Raw genomic sequence first — 26230 nt, 5'->3', positions numbered from 1 at the left:
AAAGAAGCGGTGTTTTTATATTACGCCATGCACGAGCTTCACTACTCCCCATCTGAACTCCTAGATTTATACGAATCACCAAGACCGTTCAAAGCATTCCTATTCGGACTCATCAGCTACAAACTAGACATGCTAGAAAAAGAAGCAAAGAAAGGAGGGAAATAATTGGCGAAACTCACTGCACGATTTGAATTAGAAGACAAAGTATCGAAGAAGCTTATGCGCATTCAAAAACGATTTCAAACGTTTGAGAAGCAGCTAAAACCATTTAGAAAACCAGTGAAAATAAACCTGGAAATAGATGAAAAGAAGTTAAGAAACTTCAGTTTATCGCTTCGGAAAATTTCAGTATTTTCCATGAGACTGGATCAGGGAATCTATCGTGATTTAAAAGCATTAAACAATCAGTTAAATATGCTCCCAAATCATCTGGTCATATCCATTCAAGCGAAAGGACTAGATGTCATTAAATCCAGCATAAACCGTTTAAAACAAGCGGGAACAAGCCCCATTCTGCTGACGTTTAAACTAAACGATCAATTGTCAGGTAAAATGTCATCGATCAAAAAATCTATCCTTCAGCTCATGAACAGAACGTATTATATGAGATTAAACATGGTTGACCAAGCCACCGCTGCAATTCAACGAATCAAAAAGACACTCAAAAGCTTGACGATGTCTAAACACGAAATCAGAGTGTCTGTTCAAGACAATGCAAAAAGTAAGTTGAAAAAACGAGATCAGGCTGAGTCGATTGTGAAAGAACAAAACATAAAAAAGGAGCCTGAGGCTGTTAGTCCATCAGTGAAAACAGATGAATCTAAACAGAGTTGGCTTCAAAACCTTGCCAATAAAGGATTAAATGAAATTCAAAAATATGCAGGTGACGTTGCAGACAAAGTGAAGGAAAAATTGAGTCCTAGAAAGTTTTGGGATGAAAAAGCACTTCCTTGGGTTGAAAATAAAATGGAAGATTACAAACAAGATGTGATCGGAAGAATTAAAGAGAAGATTAAATTTAATCCTGAAGAAAAACTAGATCAATTGGTGAAGACTGGATTAGATCGTCTCTTTGGTGCAAGTGATCAATCAAGTGAAAGTGCCACTCCAGCACCAACAACAGCACCAACAACAGCACCAACAACAGCACCAACAACAGCACCAACAACAGCACCAACAACAGCACCAACACCAACATCAACATCAACACCATCAAATCCAGCTCCCAAAACGAAACCTCAGCCGCGAGGTGGAAAAGGCTTGTTTCGCAATAGTTGTTGCCCCTGTTGTGCAAGAGGTTTAAGCAGGGGAGGATCTACTAAAACTAAAAATAGAAATGGTCAATCACCAAGACAATCCACAAACCCAAATGCCACAACAAGAACCGAAATGAATAGAAGACCTCCAAGTAGATTAGGGAAACTGAAAACAAATGCAGGTAAATTATTTGGAAAAATTCCTAGTGGACTAAAGAAAGGTGCGGGTATCGCAGCTTCAGTTGGCGGACTTACGGGTTTAGTGAAAGGTAGCAAGGGGTTAAGTGGATTAGGGAATGCGATGAAGAGTATAGGTAAAGGGAGCGGCAAGTTATTAAAGAAAGTACCTATTCTAGGAAGTGTACTTAGTGCAACAAATCTAATCGGTATGAACAAAGAGAATGCTGGTGAAAAGATTGGTACGACTGGAGGCGGAATCGCTGGCGGGATGGCAGGTGCTGCAGCAGGTGCAGCTATTGGAAGCGTAGTTCCAGGGGTAGGTACAGCCATCGGCGGTCTAGTAGGCGGCATCGCTGGAAGTATGGGTGGAGAATCTATCGGTGAAACAATTGGAAAATGGTTTGATGGCGGCGGATTTGAAAAGATTGGCCAAAAAGCCATTGAAATCAAAAATCAAATTGTCGAAGTTTGGTCAACAGTTGCGGCTTGGTTCACAGAAAATGTATGGACACCATTAAGCAATACGGTTGTCACAGTAGCGTCATCCATTTGGTCAAGTTTAGTCAATGCATGGACATGGATACAAGAAACCTTCAGTGCAGTTGCAGGCTGGTTTATTGAAAATGTATGGACACCGCTAAGCGATACAGTCGTCACAGTAGCAACGACCATATGGACAAGTCTAGTCAATGCCTGGACATGGATTCAAGAAACATTTAGTGCCGTAGCAGGCTGGTTTATCGAAAACGTTTGGACACCTCTCAGCGACACAGTCGTTACGGTAGCAACGACCATCTGGTCAAGTTTAGTGAATGCCTGGACATGGATTCAAGAGACATTTAGTGCAGTTGCAGGTTGGTTTATTGAAAACGTTTGGACACCGCTAAGCAGCACAGTCGTTACAGTCGCTACAGGGATTTGGACAGCATTATCAAATGCATGGAAAACGATACAATCAATCTTTGGAGCTGTATCGTCATGGTTTATGGAAAATGTATGGAACCCACTTGTAGATACCGTAGGAACCATTAAAGATAGCATCGGGAAAAAGTTTGAAGAAGCGTATAAAGTCGTGACAGATATATGGGATGGATTATCCAAATGGTTTGAGGACAACATTCAAAAGCCGATTGTAAAAGTAGCAGAAGCTATTAGTGATGGGTTTTCTGCAGCATTTGGTTGGGTTAAAAAGATTTTTGACAAAGCAGGCGGTATTGTAGATGTAGTCATAAATTGGATTGTTGGGAAGAAAAAACCCGATAACAATGCCACAGGCGGCTATATCACCCAGCCAACCTTATCATGGGTCGGAGAAGCAGGTAACGAATTTGTTATTCCAACTCAAAATAACCGAGGACGCGGGAAGATGCTGCTTGCTCAGGCTGCTTCTCATCTTGGAATGTCTGTTATGCCAAGCGGAGCAGCTGGAAATCAAGTATCAAGCTCTCCAGCTCCTCCAGCAGTAGCTTCATCATCTTCTGTCGGTTCAATAGACGGATCTGTCTCGATGACTGGGAACATTCAAGCCTCCAGCATAGGCGAGCAATTTAATAAGGATTTTGAACAAGGATTAAATCAAAAAGTGATTACACTTGATCAATGGAAGCAAAAGAATATTCAGCAGCCTTTTGCTCAATTGACCTCAGACTCAGGTAAGTATGGTCAGCAAACAGTTGCTGCTTTTGCGAATGGTCAGCAGGTGACACCCACAGGAACAGACAGCTTTTTGCAAAGTCGTGTAAAAGCACCATACCAACAAGTGATGACAGCATCACCAACTTGGGGTTCTGGAACAGTTAATGGTTTTGCCACAGGTCAAAATGCCACATCAGTTGGTACTAGCCAATACGTAGATCAGCACATCAAACAACCATTCCTACAAGCAAAACAAGAATCACCAGGCTGGGGCTCAGGAATGATGGATGCCTTTAACAACGGCATGCGTTCAAAAGCAAGTGAAGTCACACAAGCTGCCAAAGAAATGGCGAAGAAAGTAGAGCAGGCGTTTAGAGAGGAATTAGACATTCATTCCCCTTCACGCGTCATGATGAGTCTTGGGAAATTTGCATCGATCGGTGTCGTTAAAGGGCTGGACTCAGTGGATGTGAAAAAGTTTGCTGAAAATCAGGCTGGTTCATTAATCGGAGCTTTCAGTGGTATGGGGGCTTCAGGTCTTAGTGTTCAGCAATGGCTCATGGCAGCTCTCATGGCAACTGGCACATCGATGAACTGGCTTCCAGGTCTTATGACCATTGCACAGCATGAATCGAATGGAAATCCGAGAGCAATCAACTTATGGGATTCCAACGCTAAAAAGGGAACGCCTTCTAAAGGCTTAATGCAAACCATTGGACCGACGTTTAACTCCAATAAAGGCAAAGGTATGAATGACATTTGGAACCCAATTCATAATGCCGTAGCCGCCATTAACTACATTAAGGGCAGATATGGAACAGTCTTCAATACACCGGGATTACGAAGTATGAGAAGAGGCGGGCCTTATAAAGGCTACGCAAATGGTGGACTGATTACTCAGGAGCAGGTTGCTAGAGTCGGAGAAGGAAACAAACGCGAATGGATTATTCCTGAAGAAAGAGGGATTCGAGGGAGATATTTATTAACGCAGGCAGCCAAAGCACTTGGGATGCAAGTATATGACCCAGCAAATGCGTCTGCACCTTTACCAGAATCACAAATGCAGCAAGTCACCTCAGCTCAGTCTTCTAGTGGTACAACAGCGTCAGGCAATAAGCAAATTACCATTCAATTCAATGGGGATCAGCATTTCCATAATGGACAAGATCAGCAATCGCTTGTCGAAAAAATTAGACAAATGCTCGTAGATGAACTGGAAGTAGAGCTTCATACAGGAACGAAGGGGGTCGTGATCGATGGGTAAATCAGTGTATCAATTGTGGATTTCCCAAGGAAAGGACAAGTTGCGATTCCCTGTCCTTCCATCCGAACTTGAAATCACAAATAACGTACAAAATGAAACGGTAAAGGTTGCTTCTTTTGGAGAACTGACCTTTATTGATGTCCCATCGGCTAAGCAAGTATCATTCACTTCATTATTTCCTAAGAAATATTCGCCAATTGCTGAATATAAAAGCATTCCATCACCGGAGAATGCGATAGCGAAAATAGAACGAATGATGCGTTCAAAGAAGTCGGTGCGGCTCATTGTAACGGGGACAAAAATTAATATGACGTGTAGCATTGAAAGCTTCACCCATAAAGAAGGGTCATATGATATTGGCGATCGTGAATTTACGATCGAGTTAAAGGAATACAAAACCGCATCGCCTAGGAAAATTAAACGAAAGAAAAAAGCAAAACAAACGAAAAAGAAAAGGCCTTCAAAAACACCACCAAAAATGTACACCGTCAAAAAAGGGGATACGCTATGGGCTATTTCAGGCAGATTTTATGGCGACAGTACAAAATGGCGGCGTATTTGGAATGCCAATAAATTAGCGATGATTAAACGTAGCAAACGCAATATTAAGCAGCCGGGGCATTGGATTTTCCCTGGACAAAGGTTAAAAATACCACAATAGGGGGGCTGGCATTGATCGAGCTTTTTGCCATCAGAAGCGGCACCATGTATGAGCTTGTCACAGAGAGTGTGACACTTCAGGGGCAAAGGTATCAAGCCCCTCGCTCTATTCAGGCAAATATTATCACTAAACAAGGCAGTCAAACATATTACCGTGTCTCAGAAGGGGACACGGTTCTTTTTAAATGGAAAGGAAAAGAGCTGTTCAGAGGCATTGTGTTTTCCCGGACACCTGTTGAAGGGAAGCTGACCTTTACCGCATACGACATGCTTCAATATTTGGTGAAAAACCAAGATGTCTATGTTTTTTCAAAACAAAGAGCAGATCAAATCTTGAGGCGGATAGGGGCTGACTTTCAAATTCCAATGACCTCCATCGCCAATACAGGACATGTCATAAAATCACTAGTGTTTAAAAACGATACGAGTTTGTATGACATGATTCTGAAAGCGTTAAAAGAAACAAAGCGTCAAACTGGTAGAAACTATCAAATCTATTCTGCTAAAGGCAAGATGGGGCTGAGAGCTTGGCCAGATCCAGAGGACGTATGGGTCATTGAATCAGGCGTCAATCTCATTGGTTATCAGTACAGCACCTCGATTGAAGAGACAGCCACTCGTGTCAAACTGCGCACGTCTGCAGATGAACAGGGAAAGAATAAGAAAAAAGGCAGCAAATCAGAGATTGTGGTGGTCGAACAGGATAAAGCAGGTCAGAGTAAATACGGTATTTTACAGCATGTTGAGACGGTTACAGGGCAAATCAACCAGCCTCAGCTACAAAAAAGAGCCAAAGTACGGCTGGCAGAGAAAAAAGGCGTTAAACAAGAAGTCAAAAGTATCCAAGCGCTAGGCATTCCTGAACTGCAAAGCGGTCTTCCAATCTATTTGAAAATCCCTGAAATCAACGTAAAAAAAACCTACTGGATCGATCAAGACAAACATGAATTCAGTGGGGTGAAACACACCATGACAATTGATGTCGTTGAGAAAAATTCCATCCCAAAGGGTGATCAAGCGTGAGATTAAGTGAAGCGATTAAACGATTAGCAGTGAATGCTGTAGATGCCGCCTCTCCAATTGATCTGGTGGTTGGAGAAGTCACGGCAGTTTCTCCTGTAAGCATCCGGTTAAATGAAAACCATAAGCTAGTCATTCCGGAAGAATTACTGATTTGGCCAAAGCGCCTAAATAAGGGTGAGGATGATGAACTGAAAAGGGGAGACAGCATTATGGTGCTGGCAATGGCAGGAGGGCAGTCCTTCTACATCATCGACAAATTGTAAGGGAGGTGATGAATGTGGCACTTTCACCAGAGGAAGAAATCGAGGAAATAGAAGAAGAGGAAGAGGTGGAAACCTCGACGACGTATCGAATAGATGTTGAAACTGGCAGACTGACAGGTGAAACCATTTCAGGCATTGAAGCAATTCGTCAATTCGTTTATATGACACTCAGGACAGAGCGGTATGCATATCCTATCTACAGCCACGACATTGGCACTGAAATTCAGGAACTCTTGACGGATACAGAAGCCACGGATGAATACAAAGAAATGGAGATTCCGAGGCTGCTAGAGGAAGCATTGATTGTGGACGAACGGATTGATCATATTGAAGAATTAGAGGTCACAAAGCAAAATGACTCGTTTCATGTCAAGCTAGCTATTGTCACAGATGAAGGCACATTAGAAATAGAGGAGGTGATGGAGAGCGATGTTTGAGGAACAAACGTACGAAGCATTAATGGAAAGAATGCTAGACAGACTGCCAGATGACATAGATAAAAGAGAAAACAGCGTCATTTGGAATGTCTTGGCACCTGCTGCCGCTGAATTAGCCCAGTCCTATATTTGGCTTGATCAAGTATTCGAGCTGGTCTTTGCAGATACAGCACAAGGAGAGTTTCTAGATCGGCGGGCTGCTGAAGTAGGAATTGAAAGAAAACCAGCGACTAAAGCGGTATGGTCCGCAGCTATTCAGCCGGAGGATATCAACATCCCAGCTGGTTCACGGTTTTTTATTGAAGATGTCTATTTCCAATATTCGAACGATGGCACGCTAGAATGCGAGACACCTGGCAAGATCGGCAATGGTCAATTAACAGATCAGCCGCTGCTATCACTTGATACAATTCCAGGACTCGAATCGATTACCATGAAAGAACTGGTGATACCAGGACAAGAGGAAGAAGATGACGCTTCGTTATATGATCGCTACTTAATACGTGCTAGGCGAGAGGCTGTCAGTGCCAACAAGGCGCATTATAAAAAATGGGCTGAGGAGGTGACAGGGGTTGGCAGAGCGAAAGTATTCCCGCTTTGGAACGGAGAAGGGACGGTCAAAATTGTCATCACAGACGGCAATCTAGATGTTGCATCAGATCTGCTTGTTAAAAGAGTACAGGAATATATCGACCCAGTATCAGGCGAAGGGGAAGGACAAGCGCCTATTGGTTCAAAAGCAACCGTCGAAAGCGCCAAATGGCTGGATATTGACATAGAAGTAGCCGTCGAACTTCAAATGGACTGGACCCTTGAAGGAGCGCAGAAAGAAATAGAAGAAAAGGTCAAAGCGCTGTTGAAATCAATCGCATTTGAAAAGAGTACCATTCGAATGTCCGCCTTAAATGACATTCTGTACCATTCAGAAAGTGTATCAGATTATGCAAACGTGTTATTGAATGGGGAATCGAAAAACTTAGTGTTACAGGACATTGAGATACCGCGTCTGAGGCAGGTGAAGGTTATTGAGCAAACAGGATGAAATGAAAAACTACTTGCCGCCATATTTTACAGAGATTTATGAAGTAGATCATCTACTCAAAACAGAAGCACCGGAGTTTGAGCAATTGGATGAATCCATTTTCGATTTAACGGATCAGTTCTTCCCTTTAACTGCGACATGGGGATTGAATAGATGGGAAAGAATGCTGAAGGTGCAGCGAGAATCAGGTGACTCCATTGAACTTCGCAGGGCACGCTTACTCAATATGATGTCAAACATTCCACCGATCACGTATCTTTCATTAGAGAAATCGGTGAATCGCTTTCTCAAAAATCCAAGTGCCATCATCCGTCTCACCACCAATCGCTATCATTTCGCCTTACGTGTGAACCTAGATGACCTGCAAAACACTAGATATATTGTAGAAATACTTGAAACGTTAAAGCCGGCTCATTTGGCTTATACGTTCACTGCATTTCATCATACCGATGTACATGAAAAAAATGATCATCACGGGAGGCTCACACTGCGAAGCAGAGTGGGTTTTTTCGATCATATCCCGATTTTACTGAATGGTGAATTTGTATTAAATGGTACGTTTTATCTTAGCGGGACAAGAGGTTCAACCGATGTACCTGCTCGTTTTCGGCATTCGTTGAAGATGAGAATGCCGCTTCAGCATAAGTCAGAAACCACATATCGCATGAATTATGTCATCACTGGAGCTGTACATGAAACAGGGCAAAAAGCGGCACTGACTTTACGCACAAAGAACCAGCTGGCACATCAAACCAAAAAGAAGATGACGTTCCGATTGGCAGTACATGTCCAAACTGAACAGGGCGGCAGCTTACTGATCAAGGATCATTACTGGATTCTCGATGGATCTGTTCCGCTTGACGGATCAAAAATGCTAGCAGCAACTTCTCAAAAAATAGAGCTATAAGGAGGATCACAATGGCTGATCAATTAACCGTAACAACATTATATGCACGTCAACAAATGGCAAAGGCAAGAGCAGAGGGAACAAAACTCACAAAAGTCGTCAAAATGGCATTTGGAAACGGCGGGACGAAGGATGGCAAACCGATCTCACTAGACGGCACTGAACAAAAACTGAAAAAAGAACTCGTCCAAAAAGAGATTGATTCGTTTACCTTCATGGAACCAGCAAAAATCCGCTACACCTGCACGATCGCCGAAGGAGAACTTGCAGGAGAAGTCATCAACGAACTAGCACTTGTCGACGAAGCCGGCAAATTCACCGCCATCCGCACCATGACAGACAAACAAAAAGACGGCGACATCGAATTTGTTTTTGAGATTGATGATATTTATTAATGGAGGGGAAATGAAATGGACATCAAATCACCTTTACCGTTTGAAACCTCTGACAAAGCACATGCCAACTTATTTAACCGGATGGTCGACACACTTGTAGAGAATGACAATGCGCTCAGCCGACAGATAGAAGGAATCACCAATGAAAGCTTATTTAAGCTAACAGGCGATCAGGCCATTCAAGATGCATCAGTCAGCGGTGAGGAATATCCAAATGGCATTACGTTCATGGATATTGGACAAGCGAATGATACCGGATATCCTACGAGATTTGGCTTTGTGAAAAATGAAAAATATAGTAACTTTCGATTTGTTCAATATTATTATGGGACTGGAAACGAAGCAGGCAGTTATTTTGATAGCACAGGTACGTGGTGCCGTCATTGGTGGACTGGATCTGGTTGGACCGACTGGCATAAACTCTCTGGGTACTGTCATGCCAATATAGGTACAACTGGGAAGCAGTTGCTTAATAATGCTGAACGACAAAAAATCTTATTTAATCGAAAAATAAAAGATAGTCACAATAATTTTGATATTAAAAACAGTCGTTTTATTTGTCCAGAAAACGGAATGTATTTAGTGAACGCTGGGGTCTATATTGAGACGGTTCAAATGTATGCAAATTTTGAGCTGTCTATCTTTTTAAATGGGAAAAATTATAAAAATATTTCACATTATAGACATCTCCCGGCTACACCTTCTGAAACGGCAAAACTTGATATAGGTTTATATGGGGCTGCGAATGTGCCAGCGAATAAAGGAGATTACATTGAAATTTACATGTATATAGGCTATGCGGGAAATTCCGATCGTTATATATCAGATAACCCAGGCTGGTACAACTATTTCGATATTACTGAAATAGGTGGTCGAAATTTCCCGAGAGTATAGGAGGATTCTAATGATTTTATATGAAGCTATTAAATATAAATACCCCGATGCCGACCCGCAAAAGGACTTTGAACTTAGAAATGACGGAGACGGTTCGTATATTAACGAGTGGCATCTAGATGTGCCAAAGCCAACGATAGAAGAATTGAAAAAATGGTGGGAGGAATCTCGAATCAATCCAAGGTATCAACCACCTCTTCCGCTAGATTATCTTGCACAAGAAGTAGCCAAAGAAAAGCTAATGAGAAAACAGCTTGAACATCAATGCGAGCACCTAACAAACGAACTAAAAGCGCTAAAAAATGAGATCCTTTTATATAAAGTAGAGCGTGAATCATGAATTATTGGGTAATGGCATTATATTTTCAATGGGTGACCCCTGAATTGGTCAAACAAGCAGTGGAACTAGGTGATTGTTCAATGGAAGATTTAAATGCAGGATATGAGCAAAGGATGCTCACTCTAGAGCAGCTGCAAGAAATTAAACCAAGCTTCAAAGAAAGGGAGTGAAAACTGAATGGAAATAAAAGAACCAAAACCTTTTGAAGTAAATGATAAAGCGCATGCCGATTTGTTTAATGACATGGTCAAAGTACTCCTTGAAAATGATCATGGATTAATAGAGCAGTTCTTGAAACATACAAATGATGCGAGAGTACACGCATCTGAAACAGAAAAGAAGAAATGGAATGATTCCCAGAGTTATAAAATCACAGCAGATAGTGGAAGACAGCTTATTAATGTGTCTGCTGACGGAAGAATATTTGATGCGATAAAAGATAAAGGAACATGTACATTTTATGCAGCTGCTGGCGTGGAGGATTCTCCGGCCTCATCGAATGTCTCAATCAGAGGGCTACAGACAGTAGGTCAAGAAAATATTGGCTCTGGTTTTGCAATTGATGTATCGGGTAATGCTTACTTTTTTTATTATCATACCGGACATACGTCGATTACATGGACAAAGCTGCCTACAGAAAGCGATAGGAACAGGTGGGATAACGGTCAATTAGTAAAAATCACACAAGATAATGGCAAGCCTTTTTATCATGGATTTGCTAGCGTGACAGATTATAATACCCTTACTCAGACAGGTATGTATCTCATTTATAACCCTGGGGTAAATGGTCCATCATCCTTTAATAAAGTGTTTTTATTAGTCATGAGTTATGGCAATACCTTAATACAAATAGCGTACGAATCTGTTTATGGGAAAAACACTTATTTTAGATTTCGTCGACAAGATGCAGAAACATGGACGCCTTGGGAGAAACAAATCACGCTATCAGATTTATTAGATGGTTCTTGGAAAACACCTGAAGAGATTAAAAGCAATTGGAAGGAATATGACCCTATTAATTTGCCAGTAAAATATCGCAAGAATCTCTTAGGGGAAATCGAGATAGTAGGTGCTGTAAAAGGGGGAATTTTAGGAAATAACCCAGTGTTTATTTTGCCTGAAGAATATCGGCCGCAGCAGGCAATCCATTTTGTAGGAGTCGCTTCAAGTATAGGGACTCCAGGAGTACCTCAATTCCATCGTACATTAATAGATAAGGAAGGAAGGGTATGTGTGCAATCTTCTTCAAATAACGTCAATCCGACTGAGTTTATTACATTTGGTTTTAAGTTTAGTACAAGATAATTCAATAAAACTGAAATGTGAAAGGAGAATCACATGGAGATAAAGACACCTCGTACTTTCGAAACCAGTGACAAAACCCATGCGGATCTGTTTAATGACATACTTAGGGTTATTCTTTCTAATGATATGGGATTGTTAGAGCAAATCAATCAGCACATAGAAGATATAAAATCTCATTCATCTGAAACAGAAAAGCAGAAATGGAATCAATCTCAGCTATATAAAATGACAAATGATAACGTCCCAGTTGGTCATATTCCTGCTGGCGATTGTATTTATAACGGGATTAAATCGTTAGGTGCTTGCTCGTTCTATGCGCCGGGCGCTTCTGGAATAGTCGATTCTCCTGCTATAGGCAATGCAGCATTTTAAAGGCATAGTAGTATCAGTTCCAGTATCAGGTACAACGGGTCATAGTAAATTACTTATATATAAGACAGGAGAGCTAAAGTTAACTGGGTTACTAGCAGCAAATGACAGTGCGGTAACTGGCTACTATTTAGACACAGTCATCCCATTAAATTAAGGAAGTGATAAAAATGATACAAGCCTATGAATACAACCATAAATATGAATTGGTCAGACCTATAGAAGTGTTCGAGAGGGATGATGAAGGAAATTATGTTATTCCAGATCAATGCACAACAATTGCACCACCCAATAATCCTTCTTTTTATAAAGCTGCATTTGATGTGGAAAAACAGCAATGGTATGAATCAGCGACACAGGAGTATATAGATAGCCTAAAACCAGCCCCTCTCCCGCCAAGTGATATAGAACTTTTAAAGAAACAAAATGCTTTATTATCAAAACAATTAACGCAGCTATTGACTATGCAAAAAGGGGGGGCTTCAGAATGATCTTTCCAACTGTAGCAGATATTAAAAAATTTTGGGACTGGCAGTGTTACAGTCCAGAGGACATTGCATTTTATGTAAGCATTGGCTGGATCTCGGCAGATGACTATCAAGACATAACAGGAGAAAAATACGAAGCCTAATGGCTTTATTTTTTTTCCAGAAAGAAGGTGATTCCAATGGAAGTAGATGTCGTCCAAAACTTAATGACACAAGGCCCGTTTGCCGTTCTCTTTTGCTGGATTCTGTTTTATGTTCTTAATACAACAAAAGAAAGAGAAAGTAAACTCAATGAGCAAATCGAGGCGCAAAATGAAGTGTTAGCAAAGTTTAGTGAGAAGTATGACGTCGTGATCGACAAACTCGATAAAATTGAACGGAATTTAAAATAGGAGGAAAAAATTATGAAAACATTCGACAAAGGCACTGTGATTCGCACAGTGCTTCTTTTTATTGCTCTCATCAATCAAACGCTTGTCATGTTTGGACAGACGGTGCTGCCGATTAGTGAGGAGCAAGTACAAACCGCCGGTGAGGCACTATATGTAGCAGGTTCCACCATTTTTACGATGGTTACAGCCGTTATCGCTTGGTTTAAAAACAATTATGTGACCTACAAAGGTCAATTACAAAAAGATACCCTGAAACAAAGAGGGCTAACAAAATAATAGTTGAAGGAGAAACAATATGGTCAATATCATTCAAGCCTACATTCCAAAACACAACCGCAACAGACCAGGAAATAGGATGAAGCCGCTCTATATTACGGTGCATAATACCTCTAATACTGCAAAAGGTGCAAATGCGGGGAGTCACGCTGCGTTTGTTGCACGTTCAAGTACTGGGGTCAGCTGGCATTACACTGTCGACGATCAGGTCATTTATCAGCATTTACCATTAAACGAGAACGGCTGGCACGCAGGGGATGGCAGAGGCGATGGCAATATGAAATCAATCGGAATTGAAATTTGTGAAAATACAGACGGCAACTTTGAACAAGCAGTCGAAAATGCTCAATGGCTCATTCGGAAACTGATGGGCGATTTGGGGATTCCTTTATCAAATGTAGTGCCCCATAAACATTGGAGTGGGAAAGAATGTCCAAGGAAATTGCTCGGACGATGGGATCAATTTAAAGCTGGAATAGCCACAGCTCATACCGACAGCAAAAGCACAAGAAAGCCAGTCCGAACAGAGAGCCTGAGCCACAAAGACAAAGCACCCGTGACCAAACAGAAATCGTCAAATTTGCCATCTGGCATTTTAAAAATAACCAAGCCCTTGACAAAAGGATCTCAAGTGACAGCCGTGCAAAAAGCCTTATCTTCCCTCTATTTTTACCCAGACAAAGGAGCAAAAAACAATGGGATTGATGGCTATTATGGACCGAAAACGGCGAATGCGGTCAAGCGGTTTCAGCTCATGAACGGCTTAGCGGCAGACGGGATATACGGACCAAAGACGAAGAACAAAATGGAACAATTGCTGAAAAAGTGATCATTCATAAAGTGCTATCAGCAGGTGAAGGGATTTTTCCTTGCTGATAGCTAATAAAAAATGACATCATTTGTGATATAATCGACCGAATCTATCAAAAGGGGAGAGTAAAATGAAAAAGGAACTGTTCCAAGTCATCATGCTGTCAGTGCTGCTCATCTATTTCGTTTATCACGGAATGACGAGCGATTTTCCTGTGTCTTACACAATCATTCTCATCACGGCTTATGTCTCTGTGATCATGTACCGAATCATAAAGATAATAAGGTTAAGAAAAAACAAAGAACAAAAAGAAATATATACATAAAAAACCATCCTTGATCTCTCAAGAATGGTTTTTCGGATGGAGCATAGCGGGATCGAACCGCTGACCTCTACGCTGCCAGCGTAGCGCTCTCCCAGCTGAGCTAATGCCCCGAAGTATGACGACATAATTTATTATAATCAATCCTCCTGTAAAATTCAAGCTGTAAAACGCAAACATATCGCCTATTTATCTTTCTGATCAATCGGAATATAGTCGAAGATCTCCCCTGATTGTACAGAGTCCGCTAAGCGTCTCAGCCAGTCATAATAGGCTTTCGAGCTTTCAAGCTGTTCAAGAAGCTGCTGCGCTTCCTCTCTTACATGTTCCTCCAACTGATCATCACTAGCAACCTCTTGAAGCCGCTCTTGCGCTTCTTCAATCGCCGCTAAATTGACCTCGACCTCCCGTTCCCATTTTTGCGGAAAGAAGTTCGTGAAAAACTTAAAAAAGTCTTTTTCAGCAACAAAGCTGTGTTTTCTTCGGCCCCGGTGAAACGTCTTTTTGACAATATTCATGTCTTGCAGTTTTTTCACACCCGTACTCATACTTGGCTTGCTCATTTGCAGCTCTTCACGCATTTCATCAAGCGTCATTTCCTCATTTAAATACATGGTCCCATAGAGAATACCTGCACTTCGTGTAATGCCATAGAGATCCATCGTTTCAGCTATGGAATCAATGACTAGATCTTTAGCAGCTAAAATACGATCTTCTGCTTGTGGCTGTTCCTGCTTTTTCATCTTGTCCCTGCTTTCTATTAAGAGAATTCAATACGTTCAAAAAAATCTTTATGGACTATATGTTAACGAAAGAATACAAAATGTCAAAATAAATGAAGCCTATCTCCCTTTGACAGAAAAATTTGAACATGATAAGTTAATTATGTTCAAAACGTTAAATTTTTATTTAACAAACTTATCAAAGAGAATCAGAGGAGGTTCCTTCTATGAGTCAAACACTATTTATAGATGGACAATGGGTTGGCGCCAAAAGTGGCGACACACGGGATATCATCAATCCATTTAATCAAGAAGTGATCGCGACAGTCAGCGAAGGATCAAGAAATGATGCGCAGCTAGCCATCAAAGCAGCGAGAAAAGCCTTCGATCAAGGGGACTGGGCAAATCAGCCTGGACTTGAAAGAGGAAATATGGTGTTTAAGATTGCTGAGTTGATTAGACGTGATCTTGATGAACTAGCCAAATTGGAATCGCTTGATACTGGTAAAACATTAGAGGAAAGCAAAGCAGATATGGACGATATTGCGAACGTGTTCCAATATTACGCAGGTCTGGCTGACAAAGATGGCGGGGAAATCATTGCGTCACCAATCCCGAACTCAAAAAGTGAATTAGTCAGAGAGCCAGTCGGTGTATGCGGGCAAATCACTCCTTGGAACTATCCATTGCTTCAAGCAAGCTGGAAAATCGCTCCTGCTCTTGCAGCAGGGAACACAATCGTTTTAAAACCAAGTGAAATTACACCACTCACCACGATCAAAATATTCCAACTCATGGAAGAAGCAGGCATTCCAGCAGGAGTTGCAAACCTAGTCCTTGGACCAGGGGCAACGGTTGGCGATGAGCTTGCTGTGAATGAACATGTAGATTTGATTTCATTTACAGGCGGTATTGAAACAGGCAAGAAAATCATGCAGGGAGCCAGTGGGAATGTGAAGAAAATCGCCCTTGAGCTCGGCGGGAAAAATCCGAATATTGTGTTTCAAGATGCTGATTTAGACGTAGCGGTTGACCAGGCAATGAATGCTGTGTTTTTCCATGCAGGGCAAGTATGTTCAGCAGGTTCACGTTTGCTAGTGGAAGAATCCATTCATGATGAATTTTTAGAAGAACTGGTGAAGCGTACGAAAAAAATCAAGCTAGGCAACGGCTTTGATGAAGAAACCCAAAGCGGGCCGCTCATCTCAGCTGAGCATCGAGAAAAAGTAGAGAAATACGTCAGCATTGGGTTAGATGAAGGCGCAAGATTAGAAACAGGCGGAAAAAGGCCTGACACAGAGGAGCTTTCAAATGGGTTCTTCTACTTGCCAACGATTTTCTCAGGCTGTACGTCAGAGATGCGGATTGTCCAAGAAGAAGTCTTTGGCCCAGTATTGACAGTCGAATCCTTCCGAACAGAGGAAGAAGTGATCGAGCTGGCAAATGATACGATTTATGGATTAGCAGGAGCTGTGTGGTCTTCTGATATTGGAAAAGCCGAAAGAGTGGCTCGTCAATTAAGATTAGGCACAGTTTGGATCAATGATTTCCATCCTTATTTCGCTCAAGCACCTTGGGGTGGATATAAGCAGTCAGGTCTTGGACGTGAATTAGGACGCACCGGACTTGAGGAATATACGGAACTGAAGCATGTATATCGAAATACGAAACCTGAAGCGGTTCATTGGTTTAAATAAATATCACACATTTGGAGGAGATTCTATATGACATTAAATATGAAAATTGAAAGCATGCAGAAATTCCACACATTTGAAATCCCGACTGTCATCAAACATGGCATCGGTGCAGTGAAACATGTTGGGGAAGAAGTGAAAGCATACGGTGTCACGAAGGTATTGCTTGTAACAGACCCAGGTATTTATCAAGCGGGCGTAGTAGACCCAGTGGTTGCTTCATTAAAAGAAGCACAAATCGATGTGATCCTATTTGATAAAGTAGAGCCAAACCCGCCAGTCCGTTTAGTGAATGAAGGATCTGCGTTATATGAAAAAGAAGGCTGTAATGGATTAGTCGCAGTAGGCGGCGGAAGCTCAATGGATACAGCGAAGGCAATCGGAGTAGAGGCGACTCACGAAGGCTCAGTCCTTGATTACGAAGCGGCAGAGGGAAAAAAACCGCTTGAAAACAGAATCCCACCTTTAACCACCATTCCGACCACGGCTGGTACAGGTTCAGAAGTTACGCAGTGGGCAGTAATTACGGATGAAGAAAGAGAATTTAAATTCAACACAGGTGGACCACTCATTGCAGCTCACCTCACAGTGATTGACCCAGAGCTTCATGTATCCATGCCTCCTCATGTGACAGCAATGACTGGAATTGATGCGCTTGCTCACGCTATCGAATGCTATACGATGAAATTTGCTCAGCCTATTACAGATGCGGTAGCGCTCATGGCCATTGAATATGCTGCTCATTATATCCGCCGTGCTTTTGCTGATGGTGAGGACCTAGAAGCTAGATATGGAATGGCACAAGCTGCAATGCTTGCCGGGCTTTCTTATGGAAGCGAGTCAGCTGGAGCTGCGCATGCGATGAGTCAAACACTCGGAGGTATTATTCCTGTAGCGCATGGCCAGTGTGTAGCAGCAATGATGGGACCGGTGATGGAGTATAACTGGAAAGGGTATCCGGAAAAATTCGCTCGTATTGCGCAAGCGTTCGGCATTGATACAAGCAGAATGTCTACAGAGGAAGCAGCAAAAGCTGCTGTGAACTGGATGTATGATTTAGTGGAAGATCTAGAAGTTCCTTCATTAGAAGAACAAGGTGTATCAAAAGATATGATTGACCGTTTATCTAAAGAAGCCATGAAAGATCCGCAAACAATTGGAAACCCAAGAGATCTAAATGAAAAAGCGTACAACTGGATTTATGCTCGCTGTTTTGATCTAACACCGAAAACAGTGTAACAATGAAAAAAGGCTCCCAAAAGGGAGTCTTCTTTATGTCTTATAGCTGTTCTTTAATTTCTTTGATTTGATGAATATGACGTTTTTCGTGTGCGCCGATAAAATCAAGATATTGCTTAAGGGATAACTCTTCAAACACCGGGTGCGCAATGACACGTTTGAAATCTTCCTCAGTAAACGTTGATAAAATTTGATTGAGCTGTTCACGTGCTGTATCGAGCTCATCCTTTAAATGTGTAGGTGTCACATGCTTGCGTTCAGGCTCAACAATTCTAGGCGCAGTGGCTTTTCTAGAACGGTCCTCTGCCATTTCCACCGGCTTTGGCTCATATTCCTTGATCGGTGCTTTTTTTCCCTCAGCAGCTAGATGTTTTGCTGCCATGAGATCCATCTTCTTTAAGTGATCTGCCACCTCTTGAATACTCCAAGTATCATCAGATAATTTTTGATTCAATTGTTCTTCGTTCAAACCTTGCAGCTTTTGCCACAATTCTTGTCTTGCCTCATGTAATAAACTCATTTTCATCACCTCAAGATCAAATTTTAACATAGTGGTACATGACAATCATTCTTGAGCTATCGGGGAATTCCTGTGAAGAATTGTGAGGAAATTTGAAACCTTTACAAAAGTGGTTCGTATTACCTGTTAGAAGGAATACATTGGAGGTGAGCATGGTCTAAATGAAACAAAGGCTGTTCATTTCATGAAGAAAGGGTGAGGAAGATGGATGTGTTCGGGCTGCCGCTTGAGACGCTGTATTTATACATATTGATGATATCAGGAATCCTGACACTAGTTTTCGTCTTTTTCGGCGATGTATTTGATGGATTGTTTGAAGCGATTCCTGTTTCATTCCTTCAACCAACATTGATCCTCGCATTTCTTACCTTTTTCTCGGCTGGAGGGTTTATCTCTGAAAAAACAGCAATTGTAGGGAGTGGACTTGGCGCAGTATTATCTGCCATCCTCGCAGTGGTCCTTGTGACCTGTTTGAATGTATTTGTCTTAGTCCCGCTTTCCTCTGCTGAAGAATCTCTTTCATATACAGAGGCCGACTTAAAAGGAAGAACTGGGGAGATCATTGTATCTGTTCCAAAAGACGGGTTTGGAGAAGTGCTGTTAATTAGTAATAGCGGGAAAATCTCAAAGCCTGCCGTCAGTTTCGACGAAGAGGAGATTCCATATGGAACCCGGGTGCTGGTCGTCGAAGTGAACAAAGGCGTCTTATCAGTTATACCAAATGAAGAAATCTAGGAGGGAATGCTATGCCAGGAACAACCATTTTGATTATCATTGGAATTGTGCTTGTGATTCTTATTGCACTTATTGGTGTATTTGTTTCGAAATACCGGACAGCAGGTCCAGATGAAGCGTTAATTGTCACAGGAAGTTACCTAGGAAGTAAAAATGTCCACGTGGATGAAGGTGGAAACAAGATTAAGATTGTAAGAGGCGGAGGTACCTTTGTGCTCCCTGTTTTTCAACAAGCAGAGCCGCTCAGCTTACTATCTAGCAAGCTAGATGTTTCAACGCCTGAAGTCTATACCGAACAAGGTGTACCGGTCATGGCGGACGGAACGGCCATCATTAAAATTGGCGGATCGATTGAAGAAATTGCTACTGCTGCAGAGCAATTTTTAGGTAAAACAAAAGAAGACCGCGAAAACGAAGCGAGAGAAGTACTAGAAGGACACCTTCGCTCCATCTTAGGATCAATGACAGTCGAAGAGATTTATAAAAACAGAGAAAAATTTTCTCAAGAAGTACAGCGTGTCGCTTCTCAAGATTTAGCGAAAATGGGCCTCGTCATTGTGTCGTTCACGATCAAAGATGTCCGTGATAAAAATGGCTATTTAGAATCACTAGGTAAACCGAGAATTGCCCAAGTGAAACGCGATGCAGATATTGCAACAGCTGAAGCGGATAAGGAAACACGTATCAAACGTGCCGAAGCAGATAAAGATGCGAAGAAATCTGAGCTTGAGCGTGCTACTGAAATCGCTGAAGCAGAAAAGGTCAATGAGCTGAAAAGAGCAGAATTCAGACGTGAACAGGATACAGCGAAAGCAAGTGCCGACCAAGCGTACGATCTTGAAACAGCTCGTAACCGTCAGCACGTAACTGAACAAGAAATGCAAGTGAAAATCATTGAACGTCAGAAGCAAATTGAATTGGAAGAAAAAGAGATCCAGCGTCGTGAGCGTCAATACGATTCTGAAGTGAAAAAGAAAGCAGATGCGGATCGTTATGCTGTTGAGCAGTCAGCTGCGGCGGAAAAAGCGAAACGCCTCGCTGAAGCAGATGCCAAGAAATACAGCATTGAAGCAATGGCGAAGGCAGAAGCTGAGAAAGTCCGAATTGACGGGCTTGCCAAAGCGGAAGCTGATCGTGCGAAAGGGGAAACCGAAGCAGAAGTCATTAGACTGAAAGGACTTGCGGAAGCCGAAGCCAAAGAGAAAATCGCTGAAGCATTCGAACAGTATGGTCAGGCAGCGATCCTTGATATGATTGTGAAAATGCTTCCTGAATATGCGAAGCAAGTATCTGCACCACTTTCTAACATTGATAAAATTACTGTTGTGGATACGGGAGGAAACGGCGAAGGCAGCGGTGCCAATAAAGTCACTGGCTATGCTACAAACCTCATGTCCAGTCTGCAAGAAAGCCTGAAAGCATCCTCTGGAATTGATGTCAAAGAAATTATTGAGAACTTTTCCGGTAAAGGCAATGTGAAACAAAGCATTCAGGAACTAACGAATGAAATCAAACAGCCAAGAAAAAAAGAGATCGCTGATCATCAAATAGAAGAATAAACATAATAGACACCTTCCATCAGAAGGTGTCTCAGCGTGTAGACAAACCCTTGCATTCGTTGTCAGTCCTGCGCGCTGGTGCTCACGAATGTCTAATTCGCTCCGCGCCAGTACTCGTCCTTCCTAGACTTCAAAGGTTTTCTATCACGCTGAATAGAAGACAAAGGGCTAAAATAAAACCCATTTTAGCCCATTGTCAACAACCAGAGACACCTTCCATCAGAAGGTGTCTATTTGGAATGCGCCTGATATGGATTCCTCTTTACATATGAAGAAAGATTCACGAGAATACCAGCAGATATCATCATGAACACTAGGGAGGAGCCGCCATAACTAATAAAGGGAAGCGGAATGCCTGTGATTGGAAGAAGACCAAAGACAGCGCCTAAATTAAAGACTGCTTGGAGCATGATTTGAAACGTGAGCCCGATCGTTAACAGCTTTCCAAAAGGGTCGTGTAAAGCCTGCACAATTCGCATAGCGCGAGACATGATGAGTAGATATGCACCAATCACAAACAAAATCCCCATGATTCCCAGCTCTTCACTGATGATGGCCATGATAAAATCCGTATGGGCTTCAGGAAGAAAGCCTAGCTTTTGAATGCTCCCGCCTAAGCCATTCCCTGTCAGCCCGCCTGAATCCATCGCGAGATACGAATGAATCAGCTGATATCCATCTCCATCTTCATACTGAAAAGGATCACGAAAAGAAGTCAGCCGCTTCAAACGATAAGGAGCTGTCACTGCAAAAAATGTGATACCTGCTGCCGCAGTCGATCCTAGCAAAATGAGATGGTGCGTTTTCAGCCCAGCGCATAATAAAATGATGCCGCAGCTTAATAAAATAGACACAGCTGTGCCTAAATCAGGCTGCTTTAAGATCAACAAAAAAACAAGACCTAAAAGAATGAGTGGCGGCAGTACGCCTTTTTTAAAAGATGTAATGTACGCCTGTTTTTTCGCGTACACATAGGCAAAATAGATCACCATCACTAGTTTCACAGCTTCAGAAGGTTGGAGCATGAGAGAGCCCAACTGAACCCAGCGCTGGGAATTGTTTTTGACAACACCGATTCCAGGAAGCAGGACTAGGATCAGGCATAACAATGACAGCATAACAAGCCACCGAATCCATTTACGATAAATCTGATAAGGGAACAGAGCGGCAATGAAGAAAAAGAATCCCCCAATCAGGAGCCATTGCCATTGTTTGATGAAGAAATAGCTGCCCTTTTCATACTTCACTTCTCCTAAAGGATAACTCGCACTGTAAACCATCAGTAAACCAAATAAACAGAGGAACACAATCGTTCCAACAAGAATGCGGTCGACTCTTTTGAGATGAGATAGAAGAAATGTCATCATCTTCAATTCCAATTGTGCCCAAACATATAGGATGATGACCTAAGATTGACGCTAAACACGAGGCCAATGGCGATCATGTTGGTCAAAAGCGCACTGCCCCCATAGCTGATAAAAGGAAGCGCGAGTCCCGTCACAGGCATTAAACCGACTGTCATCCCTACGTTTTGGAAAACTTGAAACACGATCAGCCCAACGACTCCCGCACATATGTACAATCCATAAAGCGTATTAGCATGCATAGCCACATGAATGATTCGGTAAATCATCATTAAGTACAAACACATCAAAAGGGAGGCACCGATAAAACCAAACTCCTCACCAATAACGGCAAATATAAAATCCGTATGCGCTTCAGGGATATTACCTCCTTGTACTTGATGCCCCTGTGTAAAACCGCTTCCTGATAATTGACCTGATCCAATGCCGAGCATCGATTGTTTCAGCTGATACCCGTATGTTGAATCAAATTCATCAGGAGAGAGCCAGCCATAAATGCGATCAAGCTGATGAGGCTTAATGATTTTTGTAAAATGCTCAAAGTGTTCATTGTGCAAGTAGACCAAAAATGCAAGAAGTGTAAGAAAAGTAGCCATTAATGCAGCCATCATCTTGCTAGAAATCCCTGACACAAGCATCAGTGTAAAGGCGATGGATAATATCACGAGCGCTGTCCCTAAATCAGGCTGAATTAAGATGAGGAAAAAAGGGACAACGGTCCAGCAAACGACTTTACTTGTAGGAATGATGCTTTCTTTAAACGAAAATCGCTGATGCTTGTATTGGTTCAAGACAGCCGCTAGCAGCAGGATCACAAAAATTTTCATGAACTCTGATGGCTGAACTTTGATTGAACCGAAGCTGATCCACCTTTGGGATCCGTTTTGACTCGTTCCGAAAAAATGCACAAGAATAATGAGGAAAATACCACCTGCAAATAACCGAAAAGATAAACGCTCAAGCAGTTCATAATCAAAGTATGCAGCAGCTGCCATGAGGCCGAAACCGACGATATACCAGAAAATTTGTCTTTTGACGAAATAAAACATATCTTGCGTTTCATACTGTCCCGATCCGCTATATACAGCTATCAGGCTGATGACAAATAAACAAATCACAGTGAATAAAAGTACGAAGTCAATGCTGTACTGTTTTTTCATAGCTTCTTGTCCTGCTACCTATTTGTCAGCTGGTCTATGACAATTTTCACAGCCGCAGCATCATCAATATAGCCGATCGGAAAAATATAATCTGGTATTAAGTCAACAGGCATAATGAAATAAAGGAGTGCGCCCCCCATCACCATTAATTCTCGAGAAGTCCCCCGTCCGGTCATAAATAAGCTGTACATGTTTTTCAAATGTTGAAGGAATGGTCCGACGCCGCTTAGCGTCTCCATCTTTTTCTCAAAATTTGCCGAGATCGTTTCTTTTCCCTCGTTTGTTTGGCTATAGGCTTCGTATTCGTTTAACTTTTGTTTCAATTTGGTCTGACTAAATGTACCGTCGTAGACGTCCTGATCTTTCAGTATTTTTTCGATCTCTTCTACCGCTTGAATGAACGTATCACCGTGCACCTTTTCGCTTTTGACTGGAAACCCTGCAGCAGTCAATAGTTGATCTAATGATATGTTCAGAGAATCTGAAAGCCGCTGCAGGTGATTCAAAGTTGGTTTTCTTTTTCCATTCATGATTCGAGACAGTGTCGCTTTATCAATTCCTGTGTATGTGCTGAGATCTCTTAAAGATAGAGAACGTTGTTGCAATTTTTCCTTTAAGAGCGGCCCAAGCTCAGTTGTCTTAAAATCCATCTTTTACGCCATCCTTTGTATGATGTTTCAACTCTTCTATAGAAGAAGTCGTACCCAATATAAAGGTGTGTTGACAAAATGTCAACGAATATCCTTTATTGATTGAATTTTAGGAAATAGGAATTTATCATAATGAAGATAGGGTGAAAACAGTGAGAAGGAGTGGCGCGGATGAAGGTGAGGCATGCTGTACAAAAAGATATTCCTAAAATTGCCGAAATACATGTGAAGAGCTGGCAGACGACTTATCAAGGCATTATTAATCAGGATTATTTGGATGGTTTAAATATAGAAGATCGAGAAGAGAGCTGGAGAAGAAGGTCACTTGAAGGGACGTTTGTCGCAGAAGATGCCGAGGGGGTATTTGGTTTTGCTTCTTTTGGAAAACAACGTGATGAGCGCTATTCAACATATGATGGAGAACTTTACGCGATCTATTTATTGCAAGAGAAACAGAAATCAGGAGCAGGTATCGCTTTAATTGCAGAAGGAGTGAGTTATTTAATAGAGAAAGGGTATCAGAATATAATGCTGTGGGTATTTGAACAAAATTCGGCAAAGCATTTTTATCAAAAGCTTCAACCTCATTTTGTCGTTACCAGCCAGTTCGAGCTGGCTGGCGAGGAACATAATGAAATAGGGTATGGGTGGGAACTGTCTGTATTACATGACCATGTACACCGAATTAAATCGTCAGCTTCCAATAATAATGAGAGAAAAAAGTGAAAAGCACAGCTAGCAAAATATAAGAGATAAAAGGAGAAGCTTCTACTTTTCCTTTTATTCCTGCTATTTTTAAAGCTTCATAGAAACCTGCCAAAAAATAAGCAAGACTGAGAATATAACAGCACAGCATAATGGGGTAAGGGTTCATTGGCGTACCTCCAGCATGAAATCTTCTACTATTAATAGATTCCATAGAGCGGCAAATTATGCATAAAAAAATAACCAGCTGAAATCAGCCAGTTATTTTTTGTGAGGAAAAACCAAACGAGATGCACTTGGTATGAGTATGCAAAGAACGATACTGCAAATAATAAATGAAGGAACCATATATGTGCTGTTATAAATTAAAGAGTAAACCCAACCTGGAGTTCCTTTTGGTGCATAATGAGAAAAGAAAACAACACCAGAGATAAAGAACGTCAACAGTCTAAAGAAACTTGCAACAAATACGGATAAGGTAATATAGAAGAATTGCTGCTTTCGCTTTTGATCCTGAATGGCTTTTTTGATCAATCCAGAAAATAGACCGCTTAGGGAAATGACAACAGATGCGACGAAATAATCGAGAAATCCTTGAACAGGTGTAGCGATAATAGGGCCATTCATCAGCTGAAGGCCTGCAATAAGCACACCAATGATAAACCCGGTTGATATTCCCCATCTAATAGACATAAGAATGACGGGTATCATTATCAGCGCAAGAGATCCGCCATTTGGCATTCTTAAAAATAGACCTGATAAGTAATCTAATACAAGTGCAAGTGAAGTCATAATTGCGATTTCCATCAGTCGTACCAATTGATTTGATTGCTGCATAAAAAAATCTCCTTTTTCATGAATTGAGCAAGGAGAGACCGTGTAAGGATGAGTATGTTATTCATAGAAAAACATATCGAGTTGAATACACCACATGTATTCAATTGAATCCACATTCCTACTTCAGTATTAACTGACAGGTTCAAAGGGTCAGAACAACGAGTGTTCACTCTCAGCACAAAGCTCCCCCTGCGGTTATTTAGTTTTCTTCTATTATAAATATACTAAAGACCTTCAGGATCAACAATAGAGAATTCCTGTGGCAATCAATTTTTGTATGATTATATAGGAAGAGATAAGGAAAAATAAATTATTTAGAAAAAATACTTGTTTCCTCTCTCGAAAGGTGTTATATTTGTATTCGCCGCTAAAACAGCGCGGTTATTAAATAAGATAAAGAAAAAAGTTGTTGACTTTATCTTGATAGAATGTTATATTAATAAAGTCGCCTCTGAGAGACGATGAAGATGATCTTTGAAAACTAAACAAGACAAAACGTACCTGTTAATTCGAGTTTTTATAAAAAAATCCTATGAAACATCATAGGTAGTCAGTCAAACTGGCGAAAAACAAAACTTCGGTTTTGTACTTTTTCGGAGAGTTTGATCCTGGCTCAGGACGAACGCTGGCGGCGTGCCTAATACATGCAAGTCGAGCGGACAGAAGGGAGCTTGCTCCCGGATGTTAGCGGCGGACGGGTGAGTAACACGTGGGTAACCTGCCTGTAAGACTGGGATAACTCCGGGAAACCGGAGCTAATACCGGATAGTTCCTTGAACCGCATGG

At 41.7% G+C, this 26230-nt stretch carries 31 protein-coding genes, 1 tRNA gene, 1 rRNA gene and 1 riboswitch; of the genes, 26 read left to right on the top strand and 7 right to left on the bottom strand.

Features of this window, described 5'->3' with window-relative positions:
• Positions 1 to 27 precede the first annotated feature (27 nt).
• The 20 genes from C6Y02_RS00175 (at position 28) to C6Y02_RS00080 (ending at position 14262) form a co-directional block, all read left to right on the top strand.
• Positions 28 to 165, top strand: coding sequence for a hypothetical protein (locus C6Y02_RS00175; protein ID WP_095285871.1), 138 nt, complete (start codon positions 28 to 30; stop codon positions 163 to 165).
• Complete coding sequence (locus C6Y02_RS00170) at positions 166 to 4335, top strand: transglycosylase SLT domain-containing protein (RefSeq protein WP_411266001.1); 4170 nt, start codon at positions 166 to 168, stop codon at positions 4333 to 4335.
• A complete protein-coding gene (locus C6Y02_RS00165; protein WP_003213616.1) occupies positions 4328 to 4996 on the top strand; it encodes a LysM peptidoglycan-binding domain-containing protein in 669 nt (222 codons plus the stop codon). The genes C6Y02_RS00170 and C6Y02_RS00165 overlap by 8 nt, the downstream gene beginning before the upstream one ends.
• A gap of 11 nt (positions 4997 to 5007) precedes the next feature.
• On the top strand, positions 5008 to 6018 hold the full coding sequence (locus C6Y02_RS00160; RefSeq protein WP_044140764.1) for an XkdQ/YqbQ family protein: 1011 nt from the start codon (positions 5008 to 5010) through the stop codon (positions 6016 to 6018).
• Positions 6015 to 6281 (top strand): DUF2577 family protein, encoded by a 267-nt coding sequence (locus tag C6Y02_RS00155; RefSeq protein ID WP_034659738.1) that lies wholly within the window; start codon positions 6015 to 6017, stop codon positions 6279 to 6281. Before C6Y02_RS00160 ends, C6Y02_RS00155 begins: the two co-directional genes overlap by 4 nt.
• 14 nt (positions 6282 to 6295) lie before the next feature.
• A complete protein-coding gene (locus C6Y02_RS00150) occupies positions 6296 to 6718 on the top strand; it encodes a DUF2634 domain-containing protein (protein WP_060597150.1) in 423 nt (140 codons plus the stop codon).
• Entirely contained in the window at positions 6711 to 7760 is a 1050-nt protein-coding gene (locus tag C6Y02_RS00145) for a baseplate J/gp47 family protein (protein ID WP_106030407.1), read from the top strand. The genes C6Y02_RS00150 and C6Y02_RS00145 overlap by 8 nt, the downstream gene beginning before the upstream one ends.
• Complete coding sequence (locus C6Y02_RS00140; protein ID WP_106030406.1) at positions 7744 to 8667, top strand: YmfQ family protein; 924 nt, start codon at positions 7744 to 7746, stop codon at positions 8665 to 8667. Before C6Y02_RS00145 ends, C6Y02_RS00140 begins: the two co-directional genes overlap by 17 nt.
• Before the next feature lie 11 nt (positions 8668 to 8678).
• Positions 8679 to 9062: a phage tail-collar fiber domain-containing protein gene (locus tag C6Y02_RS00135; RefSeq protein ID WP_003212666.1), complete on the top strand. Its 384-nt coding sequence runs from the start codon at positions 8679 to 8681 to the stop codon at positions 9060 to 9062.
• A gap of 15 nt (positions 9063 to 9077) precedes the next feature.
• Entirely contained in the window at positions 9078 to 9956 is an 879-nt protein-coding gene (locus tag C6Y02_RS00130) for a hypothetical protein (protein WP_106030405.1), read from the top strand.
• A gap of 10 nt (positions 9957 to 9966) precedes the next feature.
• Positions 9967 to 10296 (top strand): XkdW family protein, encoded by a 330-nt coding sequence (locus tag C6Y02_RS00125; protein ID WP_106030404.1) that lies wholly within the window; start codon positions 9967 to 9969, stop codon positions 10294 to 10296.
• Positions 10293 to 10466, top strand: coding sequence for a hypothetical protein (locus tag C6Y02_RS00120; RefSeq protein ID WP_060597138.1), 174 nt, complete (start codon positions 10293 to 10295; stop codon positions 10464 to 10466). The genes C6Y02_RS00125 and C6Y02_RS00120 overlap by 4 nt, the downstream gene beginning before the upstream one ends.
• Positions 10467 to 10473: 7 nt before the next feature.
• Positions 10474 to 11601 carry a pyocin knob domain-containing protein gene (locus C6Y02_RS00115; protein ID WP_106030403.1) on the top strand — a complete coding sequence of 376 codons (1128 nt, stop codon included), beginning with the start codon at positions 10474 to 10476 and terminating at the stop codon, positions 11599 to 11601.
• A gap of 33 nt (positions 11602 to 11634) precedes the next feature.
• The gene (locus C6Y02_RS00110; RefSeq protein WP_223256469.1) at positions 11635 to 11973 is read left to right on the top strand and encodes a hypothetical protein; all 339 of its coding nucleotides are present in this window, start codon (positions 11635 to 11637) and stop codon (positions 11971 to 11973) included.
• A gap of 167 nt (positions 11974 to 12140) precedes the next feature.
• On the top strand, positions 12141 to 12461 hold the full coding sequence (locus C6Y02_RS00105; RefSeq protein WP_106030402.1) for a hypothetical protein: 321 nt from the start codon (positions 12141 to 12143) through the stop codon (positions 12459 to 12461).
• Complete coding sequence (locus tag C6Y02_RS00100; RefSeq protein ID WP_189318225.1) at positions 12458 to 12601, top strand: XkdX family protein; 144 nt, start codon at positions 12458 to 12460, stop codon at positions 12599 to 12601. The genes C6Y02_RS00105 and C6Y02_RS00100 overlap by 4 nt, the downstream gene beginning before the upstream one ends.
• A gap of 36 nt (positions 12602 to 12637) precedes the next feature.
• On the top strand, positions 12638 to 12850 hold the full coding sequence (locus C6Y02_RS00095) for a BhlA/UviB family holin-like peptide (protein WP_034659732.1): 213 nt from the start codon (positions 12638 to 12640) through the stop codon (positions 12848 to 12850).
• A 12-nt stretch (positions 12851 to 12862) separates the two neighbouring features.
• Positions 12863 to 13126 (top strand): phage holin, encoded by a 264-nt coding sequence (locus C6Y02_RS00090; RefSeq protein WP_034659731.1) that lies wholly within the window; start codon positions 12863 to 12865, stop codon positions 13124 to 13126.
• 19 nt (positions 13127 to 13145) lie between these two features.
• A complete protein-coding gene (locus C6Y02_RS00085; RefSeq protein ID WP_060597133.1) occupies positions 13146 to 13955 on the top strand; it encodes a peptidoglycan recognition protein family protein in 810 nt (269 codons plus the stop codon).
• 112 nt (positions 13956 to 14067) lie between these two features.
• Positions 14068 to 14262: a hypothetical protein gene (locus tag C6Y02_RS00080; protein WP_106030401.1), complete on the top strand. Its 195-nt coding sequence runs from the start codon at positions 14068 to 14070 to the stop codon at positions 14260 to 14262.
• A gap of 37 nt (positions 14263 to 14299) precedes the next feature.
• Here the strand turns inward: C6Y02_RS00080 and C6Y02_RS00075 are convergent.
• Both C6Y02_RS00075 and gbsR read right to left on the bottom strand, forming a co-directional pair.
• Positions 14300 to 14372, bottom strand: a tRNA-Ala gene (locus C6Y02_RS00075).
• A gap of 72 nt (positions 14373 to 14444) precedes the next feature.
• On the bottom strand, positions 14445 to 15002 hold the full coding sequence (gene gbsR, locus C6Y02_RS00070) for a transcriptional regulator GbsR (RefSeq protein WP_034659712.1): 558 nt from the start codon (positions 15000 to 15002) through the stop codon (positions 14445 to 14447).
• Between the two features lie 206 nt (positions 15003 to 15208).
• Between gbsR and betB the strand changes: the two genes are divergently transcribed.
• Positions 15209 to 16678 (top strand): betaine-aldehyde dehydrogenase, encoded by a 1470-nt coding sequence (betB, locus tag C6Y02_RS00065; RefSeq protein WP_106030400.1) that lies wholly within the window; start codon positions 15209 to 15211, stop codon positions 16676 to 16678.
• Positions 16679 to 16705: 27 nt separating this feature from the next.
• The gene (gene gbsB, locus C6Y02_RS00060) at positions 16706 to 17914 is read left to right on the top strand and encodes a choline dehydrogenase (RefSeq protein ID WP_066030503.1); all 1209 of its coding nucleotides are present in this window, start codon (positions 16706 to 16708) and stop codon (positions 17912 to 17914) included.
• A gap of 40 nt (positions 17915 to 17954) precedes the next feature.
• Here gbsB and C6Y02_RS00055 read toward each other — a convergent pair whose 3' ends face one another.
• Positions 17955 to 18434 carry a DinB family protein gene (locus C6Y02_RS00055; protein ID WP_060597213.1) on the bottom strand — a complete coding sequence of 160 codons (480 nt, stop codon included), beginning with the start codon at positions 18432 to 18434 and terminating at the stop codon, positions 17955 to 17957.
• Positions 18435 to 18638: 204 nt separating this feature from the next.
• On the opposite strand from C6Y02_RS00055, the gene C6Y02_RS00050 reads away from it, so the two are divergent.
• Together C6Y02_RS00050 and floT are read left to right on the top strand one after the other, a co-directional pair.
• Positions 18639 to 19169 (top strand): NfeD family membrane protein, encoded by a 531-nt coding sequence (locus C6Y02_RS00050; protein ID WP_060597128.1) that lies wholly within the window; start codon positions 18639 to 18641, stop codon positions 19167 to 19169.
• A gap of 11 nt (positions 19170 to 19180) precedes the next feature.
• On the top strand, positions 19181 to 20728 hold the full coding sequence (floT, locus tag C6Y02_RS00045; RefSeq protein WP_060597126.1) for a flotillin lipid rafts scaffold protein FloT: 1548 nt from the start codon (positions 19181 to 19183) through the stop codon (positions 20726 to 20728).
• A 230-nt stretch (positions 20729 to 20958) separates the two neighbouring features.
• On the opposite strand, the gene ftsW is transcribed toward floT, so the two are convergent.
• The 3 genes from ftsW to C6Y02_RS00025 are packed head-to-tail and all read right to left on the bottom strand — an operon-like array spanning position 20959 to position 23902.
• Complete coding sequence (ftsW, locus tag C6Y02_RS00035; protein ID WP_106030722.1) at positions 20959 to 22092, bottom strand: putative lipid II flippase FtsW; 1134 nt, start codon at positions 22090 to 22092, stop codon at positions 20959 to 20961.
• 5 nt (positions 22093 to 22097) lie between these two features.
• Positions 22098 to 23252, bottom strand: coding sequence for a rod shape-determining protein RodA (rodA, locus tag C6Y02_RS00030; RefSeq protein WP_106030398.1), 1155 nt, complete (start codon positions 23250 to 23252; stop codon positions 22098 to 22100).
• Positions 23253 to 23266: 14 nt separating this feature from the next.
• Positions 23267 to 23902, bottom strand: a complete 636-nt coding sequence (locus C6Y02_RS00025) for a helix-turn-helix domain-containing protein (protein WP_060597120.1) — start codon at positions 23900 to 23902, stop codon at positions 23267 to 23269.
• A gap of 171 nt (positions 23903 to 24073) precedes the next feature.
• On the opposite strand from C6Y02_RS00025, the gene C6Y02_RS00020 reads away from it, so the two are divergent.
• Positions 24074 to 24628, top strand: coding sequence for a GNAT family N-acetyltransferase (locus tag C6Y02_RS00020; RefSeq protein WP_066030506.1), 555 nt, complete (start codon positions 24074 to 24076; stop codon positions 24626 to 24628).
• 240 nt (positions 24629 to 24868) lie between these two features.
• On the opposite strand, the gene thiT is transcribed toward C6Y02_RS00020, so the two are convergent.
• Positions 24869 to 25444, bottom strand: a complete 576-nt coding sequence (gene thiT / locus C6Y02_RS00010; RefSeq protein WP_034659700.1) for an energy-coupled thiamine transporter ThiT — start codon at positions 25442 to 25444, stop codon at positions 24869 to 24871.
• Between the two features lie 98 nt (positions 25445 to 25542).
• Positions 25543 to 25644: riboswitch (TPP riboswitch) on the bottom strand.
• Between the two features lie 390 nt (positions 25645 to 26034).
• On the opposite strand from thiT, the gene C6Y02_RS00005 reads away from it, so the two are divergent.
• Positions 26035 to 26230 (top strand): 16S ribosomal RNA (locus C6Y02_RS00005); the annotation flags it as partial.

This window comes from Bacillus sp. NMCC4 (assembly GCF_002998555.1).
Classification (GTDB): domain Bacteria; phylum Bacillota; class Bacilli; order Bacillales; family Bacillaceae; genus Bacillus.
Note: the sequence above shows the minus strand (reverse complement) of the source record. Positions and strands in the feature narration are given on the sequence as shown.